Annotated in this window: 13 protein-coding genes; 11 read left to right on the top strand and 2 right to left on the bottom strand. The window is 65.0% G+C overall.

Annotation, left to right across the window (positions count from 1 at the left end):
- The 6 genes from AC0L23_RS30220 to recQ form a co-directional block, all read left to right on the top strand.
- The coding region (locus tag AC0L23_RS30220; RefSeq protein WP_473297369.1) for a hypothetical protein at window positions 1–207 on the top strand (207 nt) is incomplete at its 5' end.
- Window positions 208–327: 120 nt separating this feature from the next.
- The gene (locus tag AC0L23_RS30215; protein WP_085357849.1) at window positions 328–1,902 is read left to right on the top strand and encodes an amidase family protein; all 1,575 of its coding nucleotides are present in this window, start codon (window positions 328–330) and stop codon (window positions 1,900–1,902) included.
- A gap of 379 nt (window positions 1,903–2,281) precedes the next feature.
- Entirely contained in the window at window positions 2,282–3,583 is a 1,302-nt protein-coding gene (locus AC0L23_RS30210; protein WP_085348411.1) for an O-acetylhomoserine aminocarboxypropyltransferase/cysteine synthase family protein, read from the top strand.
- Window positions 3,584–3,595: 12 nt separating this feature from the next.
- A complete protein-coding gene (gene metA / locus AC0L23_RS30205; RefSeq protein ID WP_018452864.1) occupies window positions 3,596–4,597 on the top strand; it encodes a homoserine O-succinyltransferase MetA in 1,002 nt (333 codons plus the stop codon).
- 103 nt (window positions 4,598–4,700) lie between these two features.
- Entirely contained in the window at window positions 4,701–5,444 is a 744-nt protein-coding gene (locus tag AC0L23_RS30200; protein ID WP_026232410.1) for a polysaccharide deacetylase family protein, read from the top strand.
- 121 nt (window positions 5,445–5,565) lie between these two features.
- Window positions 5,566–7,431 (top strand): DNA helicase RecQ, encoded by a 1,866-nt coding sequence (gene recQ / locus AC0L23_RS30195; protein ID WP_018452866.1) that lies wholly within the window; start codon window positions 5,566–5,568, stop codon window positions 7,429–7,431.
- 202 nt (window positions 7,432–7,633) lie between these two features.
- On the opposite strand, the gene AC0L23_RS30190 is transcribed toward recQ, so the two are convergent.
- Window positions 7,634–8,647 carry a 1-aminocyclopropane-1-carboxylate deaminase gene (locus AC0L23_RS30190; protein ID WP_085348408.1) on the bottom strand — a complete coding sequence of 338 codons (1,014 nt, stop codon included), beginning with the start codon at window positions 8,645–8,647 and terminating at the stop codon, window positions 7,634–7,636.
- A gap of 163 nt (window positions 8,648–8,810) precedes the next feature.
- Here AC0L23_RS30190 and AC0L23_RS30185 point away from each other — a divergent pair, with 163 nt between their 5' ends.
- The 4 genes from AC0L23_RS30185 to AC0L23_RS30170 all read left to right on the top strand — a co-directional run bounded on the left by AC0L23_RS30185 (window position 8,811) and on the right by AC0L23_RS30170 (window position 11,509).
- Window positions 8,811–9,275, top strand: coding sequence for an Lrp/AsnC family transcriptional regulator (locus AC0L23_RS30185; RefSeq protein WP_026232411.1), 465 nt, complete (start codon window positions 8,811–8,813; stop codon window positions 9,273–9,275).
- Window positions 9,276–9,320: 45 nt separating this feature from the next.
- On the top strand, window positions 9,321–10,481 hold the full coding sequence (locus AC0L23_RS30180) for a PLP-dependent cysteine synthase family protein (RefSeq protein WP_085348413.1): 1,161 nt from the start codon (window positions 9,321–9,323) through the stop codon (window positions 10,479–10,481).
- A gap of 110 nt (window positions 10,482–10,591) precedes the next feature.
- Window positions 10,592–11,152, top strand: coding sequence for a carboxymuconolactone decarboxylase family protein (locus AC0L23_RS30175; protein WP_027568030.1), 561 nt, complete (start codon window positions 10,592–10,594; stop codon window positions 11,150–11,152).
- A gap of 111 nt (window positions 11,153–11,263) precedes the next feature.
- A complete protein-coding gene (locus AC0L23_RS30170; RefSeq protein WP_018452876.1) occupies window positions 11,264–11,509 on the top strand; it encodes a hypothetical protein in 246 nt (81 codons plus the stop codon).
- Between the two features lie 48 nt (window positions 11,510–11,557).
- On the opposite strand, the gene AC0L23_RS30165 is transcribed toward AC0L23_RS30170, so the two are convergent.
- A complete protein-coding gene (locus AC0L23_RS30165) occupies window positions 11,558–12,493 on the bottom strand; it encodes an alpha/beta hydrolase (RefSeq protein ID WP_085357847.1) in 936 nt (311 codons plus the stop codon).
- A 117-nt stretch (window positions 12,494–12,610) separates the two neighbouring features.
- Here AC0L23_RS30165 and AC0L23_RS30160 point away from each other — a divergent pair, with 117 nt between their 5' ends.
- Window positions 12,611–13,498 (top strand): branched-chain amino acid aminotransferase, encoded by an 888-nt coding sequence (locus tag AC0L23_RS30160; protein WP_085357845.1) that lies wholly within the window; start codon window positions 12,611–12,613, stop codon window positions 13,496–13,498.
- Window positions 13,499–13,616: the final 118 nt, after the last annotated feature.

Below are 13,616 nucleotides of genomic sequence, written 5' to 3'. Positions count from 1 at the left end.
ACCTCCCGCAGAACAAAAGCGGAAAGTGTAACCCATGTGTCCGGTACGTTTTGTCACCTATGTCTCGGGCCGCTCACCGTGTCCGCTCCAATTGCCGCTGTCCAAATGGCGGCGTCAAAACCCGGTCGCGATGCGGCAACCTGGCCGCAGTTTATTCCATCATTCAACCAGTACATGCGTCGTGGGAAAAGCCCCAAAGGTGCATGAGCGTCTCTCGCGCGCCTTCGGCCGCCACAACGCGTCGTGAAGTCGCGCCATGCAGAAACGCGCCTGTACACGGTGGCGTGACCTCCATAACTTCCGCGGCGCAATGTGAGGAGATGCGACGTGGCGAAGAAGACGGCGACCAGGAAGAAATCTGCTGCGAAGAAAGCAGCGAAGACCTCCAGCAAGACAAGCGCCGTTCGCAAGGGCAAGGTCGCGAAGGCTGCAACCAAGCCGGTCAAGAAGGCCGCCGCGCGAAAATTGTCCGCACCGCGCCGCCCCAAGGGCCCGGCCTGGCAATGGTCGGCGGTCGAGACCGCAGCCGCAATCCGCTCCGGCGCCATCTCGGCGGTCGAGACCGTCGAGGCGCATCTCGAGCGGATGCGGGCCGTCAATCCGCGACTGAACGCGGTTGTCGTCGATCTCTCTGAGGAGGCGCTGGCCGCGGCGCATGCGGCCGACAAGCGGCGCGCGAAGGGCGGCGAGCTCGGCCTTCTGCACGGCGTACCGATCACGATCAAGGAGAACGTCGACTACGAGGGCCGTCCGAACTTCAATGGCGTCCCCGCCAACAAGGACCTCATCGCGCCGTCGGATTCGCCGGTGGTGCGCAACCTGAAGAAGGCTGGCGCGATCATCATCGGCCTCACCAACACGCCGGAATTCTCCTTCCGCGGCTTCACCGACAATCCCCTGCACGGGCTGACGCTCAATCCCTGGGATCCCAATATCACCTGCGGCGGCTCCTCGGGCGGTGCGGGTTCGGCGGTCGCCGCCGGCATAGGCACCATCGCGCACGGCAACGACATCGGCGGCTCGCTGCGCTGGCCGGCGCATTGCAACGGCGTTACGACCATCAAGCCGACACAGGGGCGTATTCCGGCGTTCAACGCAAGCGCCACCGCCGAGCGGCCGATGCTGGCGCATCTGATGTCGGCGCAGGGTCCGCTCGCCCGCCACGTCGCCGACGTCCGTCTCGCGCTGGAGGTGATGAGCCAGCGCGATCCGCGCGATCCCTGGTGGGTACCGGCGCCGCTGGTCGGGCCGAAGCCGAAGGGGCCGATCAAGGTCGCGCTCGCCAGGATTCCTGAAGACATGGACGTCGATCCGCACGTCGCGGCGGCGTTGCGTCAGGCCGCCGATCACCTGGAGCGTTCCGGCTATCGCGTCAGCGAGGTCGACGTGCCCGACATCGACGGCGTCTGGCAGACCTGGTGCGACATCATCACCAACGAGACGATGGTGATGCAGGAGGCCGGCATGCTGAAGGTGACGTCGGAAGACTTCCACAAGGCGTGGGGCGGAATGAAAGCCAAGGCCAACGTGCTCGACCTCAAGGCCTGGATGCAGGCGACCGCCGCGCGCAACGGCCACATTCGCGCCTGGCAATTGTTCTTCGAGGAGTATCCGGTGGTGCTGGCACCGACCACGGTGAAGCCGACGCCTAGCCCGCGCGAGGACACTGTCAGCCCCGAGCGCGTGCGCGAGATTTTCTGGGGCGAGATCCGCTTCATCTCCGCGATCAACGTGCTGGGCCTGCCGGGCGCCGTGGTGCCGGTGACGCTGCACGATGGCCAGCCGATCGGCGTGCAGCTCATTGCCGGGCGCTATCGCGAGGATCTCGCGCTCGATGCAGCGGCCGCGATCGAGAAGCGCGCCGGCGTGCTCGCCCATCGGCTGTGGGAACAGATGGACTGATAGGGCAGCGAAGTTGTTTCCCTCTCCCCTTGTGGGAGAGGGTGGCTCGCCGCGCAGCGGCGAGACGGGTGAGGGGTCTCTCTCCGCTAACGCAAGCTTGGCCGTATGGATAGAGACCCCTCATCCGGCGCTTCGCGCCACCTTCTCCCACAAGGGGAGAAGGGAGTGCAGCGTGTTCGCTGCCGCCAACCGCAAAACTTCATTAATCCAATTTGACTTGAATTTTAGCCAATTCCCCAACAACCGTTAGGGTTACTTCCTCGATCTCTAGACGAATTATTGTCCGCTTTACCACCCGCCTCTAACAGAGGGACGGCGGACAACGCACATGCCTCATACAGGCCAATAAGTGCGGCCCGCTCCACGCGGAGGTGGCACGATGCGCAACGAGACGATCGCTATTCACGCCGGCTACGAGCCCGAAGCCACCACGCACGCGGTTGCCGTGCCGATCTACCAGACCGCGGCCTACGCCTTCGACAGCGCCGATCACGGCGCGGCGCTCTTCAATCTCGAGACCGAAGGCTATCGCTACAGCCGCATCGCCAATCCGACCAGCGCGGTGCTGGAAAAGCGTATCGCGGAGCTCGAGGGCGGCGTCGGCGCGCTTGCGGTCGCGACCGGGCAGGCCGCGCTGCATTTCGCCTTCGTCAACGTCGCCGATCACGGCGGCAACATCGTTTCCGTGCCACAGCTCTATGGCACCACGCATACGCTGCTCTCGCACATCCTGCCGCGGCAGGGCATCACCGGCCGCTTCGCCGAGAGCGACAAGCCCGAGGCAATCGAAAGGCTGATCGACGAGAACACCCGCGCCGTGTTCGCCGAAACCATCGGCAATCCCGCCGGCAATGTCTGCGACATCGAAGCCCTGGCGAAGGTCGCCCACGCCCACGGCGTGCCGCTGATCGTCGACAATACCGTTGCAACGCCCATCCTGCTCAAGCCGTTCGATTACGGCGCCGACATCGCCGTGCATTCGCTGACCAAGTTTCTGGGCGGTCACGGCACCACGCTCGGCGGCGCCATCGTCGACTCCGGAAATTTCCCCTGGGCGAAGCACGCCGACCGCTTCCCCGGTTACAACAAGCCGGATGCCTCCTATCACGGCCTCGTCTATGCCGAGCGCTTCGGCCGCACAGCCTATATCGAGCGCGCGCGCAGCATCTATCAGCGCACCATGGGTTCGGTGCTGTCGCCGTTCAACGCCTTCCTGCTGCTCCAGGGCATCGAAACCGTCGCGCTGCGCATGGAGCGCCACTGCGAAAACGCCCGCAAGGTCGCCGAATTCCTGCGCAAGGATCCGCGCGTGGCCTGGGTCAACTACACCGGCTTCCCGGACAGTCCCTATTATCCGCTGGTGCAGAAATATCTCGACGGCAACGCCTCGTCGCTGTTCACCTTCGGCATCAAGGGCGGCATGGAAGCCGGCAAGTCCTTCTACGATGCGCTGAAGCTGATCACGCGCCTCGTCAATATCGGCGATGCCAAGTCGCTGGCCTGCCATCCGGCCTCGACCACGCACCGGCAGATGTCGGCGGAGCAGCAGCGGGTCGCCGGCGTTTTGCCGGAAACGATCCGCTTGTCGATCGGCATCGAGCATTGCCAGGACATCATCGAGGACCTCGATCAGGCACTGGAAAAGGCCTGCCCGTCCGCGCGCCTCCAGGCCGCGGAGTAGGCGGCTGCGCCGATGACGATCCTGATCGACAGGGATCAAGCTATATCGAGCCCGGCGCTGGTGCCGGGAGCGGGCGATCTGGCGCGCGAGCCCGGCGGCACCGAGCTCACGATCGGGTTGATCAACAACATGCCGGATCCGGCGCTGAAGGCGACCGAGCGGCAATTCATGAAGCTGCTGCAAGCCGCAGCAGGTCCGCGCCGCATCCGCTTTCACTGCTTCTCGCTGCCTTCGGTGAAGCGCTCGCCGGAAGCGAGATGGCATGTCGAGAGCGAATACTCGGAACTCACCGAGCTCAGACGCCACAGGTTCGACGGCCTGATCGTGACCGGCGCCGAGCCGATCGCGCCTGAGCTCGACCAGGAACCGTATTGGCGCGATCTCACCGAGCTGATCGACTGGGCCAAGGTCAACACGCGCTCGACGATCTGGTCGTGCCTCGCTGCGCATGCCGCGGTGCTGCATCTCGACCGCATCGAACGGCGGCCGCTGCCGGCCAAATGTCACGGCATTTTCGACTGCGAAGCCGTGACCAGGGATCCGCTGACGCGGGCCGCGCCCGCTCCCCTCAAGGTCTCGCATTCGCGTCTCAACGAGATCGCCGAGAGCGACCTCGTTGAGGCCGGCTACCAGGTGCTGACGCGTTCGGCAAAGGCCGGCGTCGATACCTTCGTCCGCCAATATGCCAGCCGATTCGTGTTCTTCCAGGGCCATCCGGAATATGACGCGCTGTCGCTTCAGCGTGAATATCTGCGCGACATCGGCCGTTATCTCGCGCGTGAGCGCGACAATTATCCGCATCTGCCCGTGAGCTATTTTGACGCTTCGACCGAAGAGAAGCTGGTCCGCTTCGAGAAACAGGCAAGGCACCAGCGCCACCCCGCGCTCAGCAACGAGCTGCCCGCGCTGAATTTGCGTGCCGATATTGCCGCGGGCAGCGCCGCGGCGGCATTGTTCCGGAACTGGCTGCAATATCTCGGCGCGGGGACCGACGCGTCGGTGCTTGCACGTTAGGTCGGGACGACGGCATCGACGTTAGGACTAACGAAGTGTGTAGCTTGCCTCGAGCGGCGCACGAATGCTTCAGTGACGGCGGGGCAGACAGGAAATGCGAGTCGTGTGGTCGGCACTCCAGGGACGCGTGAGCAATCGGCTGGCCCGGCACTTTCGTGCCGCGCCGCACCGTCTGCCCGCGCATGCGCCCATGGTGAGCTTCACCTTCGACGATGCCCCCGATAGCGCCGCAGGCGAGGGCGCCGAGCTTCTGGAGCAGCATGGCGGCCGCGGTACCTTCTATCTCGCGGGCAGCCTGGTCGATCGTCCCTCGGACCATTGGCACGGCCTGTCGAACGACGCGATCGTGCGGCTTCACCGGGCGGGGCACGAGATTGCGTGCCACACCTTCTCGCACCAGAGTGCGGTCAATCTCGACGAGACCGCCATGGCCCGCGAGATCGAGCGAAACCGCAGCCATTTTCGCGGCATCGATTCCTCGATCACGCTCGAAAATTTTGCTTACCCCTATGGCATCGCGTCGGTGTGGCGCAAGCCGCAGCTCGCCAAGACCTTCCGCTCGGCGCGCGGCATCCTTCCCGGCGTCAATCGCGACGTCATCGATCTCCAGTTCCTGCGGGCCTCGCCCCTGGTCGATCGCGAGATCAATACGACGGGTGTCGATGGCTATTTCGACGAGGCGGTCGAGAGCGGCGGATGGCTGATCTTCTACGGTCATGACGTCGCCAACGCGCCGAGCCCGTATGGCTGCACGCCGGACCTGATGCGCCATGCGCTGCAGGCCGCCGCGAGGCGCGACATGCCGATCGTGACGGTCGCGGAAGCGCTGCGGAGGATCGGGGCGTAAGAAAGTTTTCTTCCCACGAAGGGTGGAAGGCGGCGTCCTGCGGAGCAAACAGCCTTGCCACGCCTGCGCGGTCATGCGACTGGCCTTGTGACGAATCTCACGGCCTCACCCCGACATGCCCATGTCCTCTCCTTCCACCGCTCCGCTGCCTGCGCCGGCCCAGGGCCGCGATGCGCTGTCGGTGCTGCGTTCGGTGTTCGGCCTGCCCGGGTTCCGCGGCGCGCAGGGCGAGATCATCCGGCACGTCACCGGCGGCGGCAATTGCCTGGTGTTGATGCCGACCGGCGGCGGCAAGTCGCTGTGCTATCAATTGCCGGCGCTGCTGCGCGAAGGCTGCGGTGTCGTGGTGTCGCCCTTGATTGCGCTGATGCGCGACCAGGTCGCCGCCATGCTCGAAGCCGGGGTCAACGCGGCCGCGCTGAACTCGTCGCTGACCCCGCAGGAAGCCTCCGACATCGAGCGGCGCCTGATCGTGGGTGATCTCGACCTGCTCTATGTCGCGCCGGAACGGCTGCTGACGCCGCGCTGCCTGGCGCTGCTGGCGCGGGCGAAGGTGGCGCTGTTCGCGATCGACGAGGCGCATTGCGTCTCGCAATGGGGCCATGATTTCCGCCCCGAATATGTCGGCCTGTCGATCATCGCCGAGCGCTTTCCCGACGTGCCGCGCATCGCGCTGACCGCGACTGCCGACGAATTGACCCGCAAGGAGATCGTCGAGCGGCTTCAGCTTGCAGACAGTCCGCACTTCGTCTCCAGCTTCGATCGTCCCAACATCCGTTATGAGATCGTCGACAAGCGCAACGCGGTGTCGCAGCTCAAGGATTTCATCCGGGGGCGTCACGCAGGTGATGCGGGCGTCGTTTATTGTCTCTCCCGCAAACGGGTCGAGGAGGTCGCCGCGGCGCTCGACGACGCCGGCATTGCCGCATTGCCCTATCACGCCGGGCTCGACAGCAGCGTGCGCTCGCGCAACCAGGACCGCTTCCTCAACGAGGACGGCATCGTCATCGTCGCGACCATTGCCTTCGGCATGGGCATCGACAAGCCGGACGTGCGCTTCGTCGCGCATCTCGATCTACCCAAGAGCATCGAGGCCTATTACCAGGAGACAGGACGCGCCGGCCGCGACGGCAAGCCGTCGGCGGCCTGGATGGCCTACGGTCTCTCGGACATCGTGCAGCAGCGCCGCATGATCGACGAGTCGAGCGGCTCCGACGAATTCAAGCGGGTCTCGATTGGCAAGCTCGATGCGCTCGTTGGCCTCGCCGAAACGCCGCACTGCCGGCGCCGGCGGCTGCTCGCCTATTTCGGCGAGATCGTGATGGGCGAGGGCTGCGGCAATTGCGACAATTGCCTGACGCCGCCGAAAATGCGCGACGGCAGGGTGCTGGCGCAAAAACTGCTATCCTGTGCCTATCGCACCGGGCAGCGTTTCGGCGCGATGCACCTCATCGACGTGCTGATCGGACGCCTGACCGAGAAGGTGACGCAGTTCGGTCACGACAAGCTCACCGTTTTCGGCATCGGACGCGAGCTCAACGAGAAGCAGTGGCGTACGGTGCTGCGGCAGCTCGTGGCGATGGGACATTTGCTGAGTGACAGCGAATCGTTCGGCGCGCTGAAGCTGACGGATTCGTCGCGCGGCGTGCTGCGGGGCGAAACGGAAGTGTGGCTGCGCGAAGAGGCGCCCGGCGTCCGGATCCGTTCGAGCCGCGCCAAGTCCCGCCGCGGTGATCTGGCCCCGGCAGCCGACGCGCCGCAGGGCGATGTCGATCCTGAATTGCGCGCGCGGCTACGAGCGTGGCGCTCGGACATTGCCCGCGCACGTGGCGTGCCGGCCTACGTCGTGCTGCATGACGCCACCATCGACGGCATCGTTCGCGCATGGCCGACCACGCTGGACGAACTGCGCAATGTGCCCGGCATCGGAGACAAGAAGCTCGAGCATTACGGCGACGAGCTGCTGCAGATCGTCAGGACGCGGTAGGGCGCGGGCACACCTCCGCCGTCATCCCGGACAAGCGCAGCGAAGCGGAGCGCCGATCCGGGATCCATAGCCACGGGCCGTAGGAAAAGGCACGCTGACTGCCTCAGCGTGTTTCAACAATTGGCAGTCGGGGTAATCGGTCCTGGCTTTCGCCAGGACGACACTCGTCGGGAGGTGCGCGCCGCCTCACATCACCGACGCGCTAGCCGTTCCGGAACGCATATCCATAGCCGTTCAGCGCCGGCGCGCCGCCGAGATGGGCGTAGAGGATCTTTGCGCCCTTCTCGAAATAGCCCTTCTGCGTGAGATCGATCAGGCCCTGCATCGACTTGCCCTCGTAGACGGGGTCGGTGATCATGGCTTCGAGACGCGCGGTGAGGCGGATTGCCTCCTTGGTTTCTTCCGACGGCACGCCGTAGGCGGGATAAGCATAATCCTCGATCAGCACGACGTCGTCGGCGACGAGATCCTTGCCGAGCTCGACGAGCTTGGCCGTGTTCTGTGCGATCGAGAGCACCTGCGCCTTGGTCTGCGCCGGGGTGAAGGAGGCGTCGATGCCGATCACCTTTCGCGCGCGGCCATCGGCGGCGAAGCCGACCAGCATGCCGGCATGGGTCGAGCCGGTGACGGTGCAGACCACGATGTAGTCGAACTTGAAGCCGAGTTCGGCTTCCTGCTTGCGCACTTCCTCGGCGAAGCCGACATAGCCGAGGCCGCCGAATTTGTGCACGGAGGCGCCGGCGGGAATCGCATAGGGCTTGCCGCCCGCCGCCTTCACCTCCTCGATCGCGTCCTCCCAGCTCTTGCGGATGCCGATGTCGAAGCCGTCGTCGACCAGGCGCACGTCGGCGCCCATGATGCGCGACAGCATGATGTTGCCGACGCGGTCATAGACGGCGTCCTCGTGCGGCACCCAGGCCTCCTGCACCAGGCGGCACTTCATGCCGATCTTGGCCGCGACGGCCGCGATCATGCGGGTGTGGTTGGACTGCACGCCACCGATCGAGACCAGCGTGTCGGCGTTCGAGGCGATCGCGTCGGGGATGATGTATTCGAGCTTGCGCAGCTTGTTGCCGCCATAAGCGAGGCCGGAATTGCAGTCCTCGCGCTTGGCATAGACCTCGACATTGCCGCCGAGATGCTTTGACAGCCGCTCCAGCTTCTCGATGGGCGTCGGACCAAAGGTCAGCGGATAGCGCGCGAATTTTTCGAGCATCGTCAGGTCATCCCGATTGGCGTTAATGTCTCCAAAAATGCTAGCATCGCTCTGCAAAAAGGTGCTTTCAAATATTGCGCCTCTATTGCGGATGATCTTGCGATAATGGACGAGATGTGTGGTATTCCTTTCGGACTAGGTACTAAGAACGGAAGCTTCTTCCATGTCCGCTCGTCTTGATCGTGTCGACCTTAAGATGTTGCGATTGCTGCAAAATAACGGCCGGCTCAGCAACGCCGAGCTGGCCGAAACCGTCGCCATCAGTCCCGCCACCTGCCATCGCCGCACCCAGCGCCTGTTCGAGCACGGCTTCATCGCCGCCGTCCGCGCCATCGTCGCGCCGAAGAAGGTGGCAAAGGGTACGCTGGTGATGGTCGGGGTCGTGCTCGACCGTTCGACGCCGGAGAGCTTTGCGATCTTCGAGCAGGCGATCACCAGGCTGAAATTCGTGCTCGACTGTCACCTCGTCGCCGGCGACTTCGACTATTTCCTCAAGATCCGCGTCGGCGACATGGAGGACTTCAACCGTATCCACGGCGAGCAACTGATCGCGCTGCCCGGCGTGCGCCAGACCCGCACCTTCTTCGTGATGAAGGAAGTCGTCGACAACGCGCCGCTGGAGTTTTGAGCGGAAGCTATTGATGCGCGTTCCGCATCATGGGAGATTCAGATGATGCAGACATTCCCCTTCCGCCACCTCAATCCGGCGGGGCCGGCCTATCGGCGCGGCTGGGTCGACGAAGCCGTGGCCGCGATCGAGGCCGACCAGTGCCGCACGGCCGACACGCATCTAATCCGGCTGATCGTGCCGGCGCTCGCTGGCATCGACATCTATCTGAAAGATGAGTCGACGCATCCGACCGGCAGCCTGAAGCACCGGCTCGCGCGCTCGCTCTTCCTTTACGCGCTCTGCAACGGCCACATCCGCGAAGGCACGCCTGTCGTCGAGGCCTCGTCGGGATCGACCGCAGTGTCGGAAGCCTATTTCGCGCAGATGATCGGCGTGCCCTTCTATGCCGTGATGCCGCGCACGACCTCGGCGGAGAAGATCGCCGCGATCGAGCATTACGGCGGTAACTGCCATCTGATCGACGACGGCCGCGCGCTGTATGCGGAGGCCGGCGCGCTGGCCGCACGGCTGGGCGGCCACTACATGGACCAGTTCACCTTCGCCGAGCGCGCCACCGACTGGCGCGGCAACAACAACATCGCCGAATCCATCTTCACGCAATTGCAGGGCGAGCCGCGCCCGCTGCCGGACTGGATCGTGATGGGTGCGGGCACCGGCGGCACCTCGGCCACCATCGGACGCTATTTGCGTTATCGCCAATACCCGACGCGGCTGTGCGTCGCCGATGTCGAGCATTCCGCTTTCTTCGACTGCTTCAGCTCGCAGGACCGCTCTCATGTTTGCGACCGCCCTTCGCTGATCGAAGGTGTCGGCCGGCCGCGCTGCGAGCCCTCCTTCGTGCCGGGCGTGGTCGACCGCATGATGAAGATCCCGGATGCGGCGACGATCGCGGCGATGAACGTACTGTCACGCCGGCTGCGTCGCGCGGTGGGGGGCTCTACGGGCACCAATTTCCTGGCGCTGTGCCGGCTCGCCTCGGAGATGCGAAAGGCGAATCAGACGGGATCGCTGGTGACGCTGATCTGCGATTCCGGCGAGCGCTACCGGCAGACCTATTATGAGCCCGCCTGGCTGAAAGCGCGCGGACTCGATCCAGCGCCGTTCGAGGCGGCCTTGTCGTCGTTCCTCGATACAGCGCAGCCACTGGGGCTTGAGTTCGAAGACGTAACGAATCCGCAGAACTTGCGAAATCCTGAGGCCTGATAGCTGGCGCCTCCCTGCCATTGCAAGATTGCACGGCCGTCACGGCAACTTCACTTGCCTTGCGAGCGCCTGCGGGCGAGTTTCGCGGCTTCTCAACGAGGAGACCTGCCGTGCGCCTTCCCATTCTCGACCCGAAAGACCTGAGTGCCGAACAGAAGCCGCTCTATGACGACATGCGAGCTGGCATCAAGGACCACTTCAAGGGCTTTGTGAACATGCGCGACGATGGCGCGCTGCTCGGGCCCTGGAATCCCTGGATCCGTGAGCCGCGCTTCGGCAAGCCGGTGTGGGAGCTGGTCAAGGCGATCGCGGCGAACCCGCTGCTGCCGGCGCCGGTGCGTGAGGTCGCGATCCTCGTCACCGGCTCGCATTTCCGCTCCGGCTACGAACTCTATGCGCATGTGCTGGTTGCCGAGCAGCGCGGCCTCTCCGACGAGAAGCTCGCGACCATCGTCGCCGGACAGCGGCCGGTCGATCTCACCAAGCAGGAAGCCGTCGCCTACGACGTGGCGTCCGCATTGGTCAGCGGCGGCGTGCTGCCGGAACTGACTTATCGGGCCGCGGTCAAGGAATTCGGCGAGCACGGTGCGGCCGAACTGTCCTATCTCGTCGGCGTTTACTGCATGGTGTCGGTCACGCTGAACACGTTCGACGTGCCGGTGCCGGACTGACCACACTGCCCCAGCTGCTGGACTGGACGGAAGCGTCACGGTACCCTGCCGCCGCCATGGCGATGCATTCGCCGGTCACGATCGAAGTGCAATGAAGAGGGAACGACAGCCATGGACACGTCACGCCGCATCCTGCTCGCCGGACTGGCGGGACTCGCCGTTGCGCCGACCGCCGCTGGAGCCGCGCCCTCGACCGCGGCCGATGATGTGACGGTCGCCGAAGAGCGCTTTGCGCGCATGATCGCAGCTGCGCATGCGCCCGAAATCACCTGCGCGCGACAGGCCGAGCGTTATGCGGATGCGCATTGGCCAAACTACGTCGCGGCGGCGCGTTCCGTCATCGGGGCAAGAGCGTGAGGCATTCTCTTTCCTCTCCCGTTGCGGGAGACGGCAAGACGAGGTGCTTCACGTCCCCACCGCCCGCCTGACCTGCTCACCGATCTGCGACAGCACGAGCTGCGCCTGCGGCAGAATTGCGCCCATGGCTTGGAAATTGTGGACCATGCCCTCGTGGCAGACGTGCTCGACCGTGACGCCCGCAGCGAGCAGCTTGCGCGCATAGGCATTGCCCTCGTCGCGCATCGGGTCGTACTCGGCGGTGTGGATGATGGCGGTCGGCAGGCCCGCAAGCCGTGTCGCGCGCAAGGGCGAGATGCGGGGATCGGCAGTATCCAGGGCCTCGGGCAGATAGTCGGCGAGATCGGCTTCGATCGTGACGCGGTCGATCAGGTGGCCTTCGGCGAACGCCTTGCGCGAAGGCGAGGCCTCCTCGAAATCCAGCACCGGGCAGATCAGGCATTGCGCGACGATGGAAAGACCAGCTGTCTGCGCCGCCTCCTGACACACGATCGCAGCGAGCGTTGCACCGGCGGAATCGCCGCCGAGCACCAGACGCCCGGCGTCGATGCCGAGCGATGCGGCCTCGCGCGCCACCCATTCGGTGGCAGCAATCGCATCGTCCACAGCGGCGGGGAATTTGTGCTCTGGCGCCAGCCGGTAATCGACCGAGACGAGGCGGCAACCGGTCGCATGTGCCAACGCCGCCGCGATGCGGTCATGCGTGGCGATGCTGCCGGCAACGAGCCCGCCGCCGTGAAAGAACACGAAGCCGGGCGCGCGATCATCGGCGCCTGCGGGTGAATAGAGACGATAGGGCAGCGCGCCGCCGGGACCAGGCAGCACGCCGTCGGACGTCGTCACGTCAGGCGCATCGGCGCGCGCAAACTGCATCAGCTTTGCCAATGATTGCCGCCGTGCTTCCACGCTCGGCCGGCTCCGTGCCTGCGGCGCAGCCGCAGCCATCATGGTCAACAAGCGCTTTGCGAGCGGATCGAGCGGCATGGTGCTTCCTTTCCCCTCACGGGAGGGTAACTCACCATTTTCCCGCAGGGAATCATTTAGAAATTGCGCCCAATAGTGGCGCTATAATGCGGCACCACGCCAAGGGAGAGGCCGGTCATGGCCGAGATCAAAAAGCCCATCGAATATTCGCCGAGCTGGACCTTCTTCGAGGGCAAATGGCACGACGGCAATGTGCCGATCATGGGTCCGCGCACGCATGCGGCCTGGCTCGGCTCGGTCGTGTTTGACGGCGCGCGGGCGTTCGAAGGCGTCGCGCCTGATCTCGACCGCCACGTCGCCCGCGCCAATCAATCCGCGATCAACTTTGGCCTGAAGCCGGTGGTCGATACCGGAACCTGGATGACACTCGCAAACGAGGGCATCGCACGCTTCGCGCCGAATGCCGAGCTTTACGTTCGTCCGATGTACTGGGCGCGGAACGGCTCGGGCGGCGGCGTGCTGTTCGATCCCGAGACCACCGATTGGTGCCTGTGCATCTACGAGGCGCCGATGCCAAAGCCGGTCGGCAACGCGATCACGCTGTCGCCGTTCCGCAGGCCCACCGCCGAATGCGCCCCGGTCGAGGCCAAGGCCGCCTGTCTCTATCCGAACAATTCGCGCGCGCTTGCCGAGGCCGCCTCGCGCGGCTTCCAGAACGCGCTGATGCTCGACATGCTCGGCAACGTCGCGGAGTTCGGCAATTCCAACGTGTTCATGGCCAAGGACGGCGTGGTCTACACGCCGGTGCCGAACGGCACCTTTCTCAATGGTATCACCCGGCAGCGCGTCGTCAGCCTGCTTCGCGCCGACGGCGTCACCGTGGTCGAGAAGACGCTGCGTTACGCCGACTTCCTCGCCGCCGACGAGATCTTTTCGACCGGCAATTTCGCAAAAGTCGCGCCGGTGATCCGCATCGACGATCGCGAGCTGCAGCCGGGCCCGCTCTACACGCGCGCGCGCAAGCTCTATTGGGACTTTGCCCACGCGGTGAAGCTGGCGGCGTAGCTTCCGCAGTTTCCCCGGGGGTTTGGGGGCGGCGCCGGCCAACCCCCGGGGGCGCGCCGGGGGGGGGGGTTGTTTTTGTGGGGGGGGGGGGGGGGGGGGGGGGGGGGGGGGGGGGGGG

The organism is Bradyrhizobium sp. MI1.4, assembly GCF_055811315.1.
This window is presented reverse-complemented; position numbering and strand designations above follow the sequence as displayed.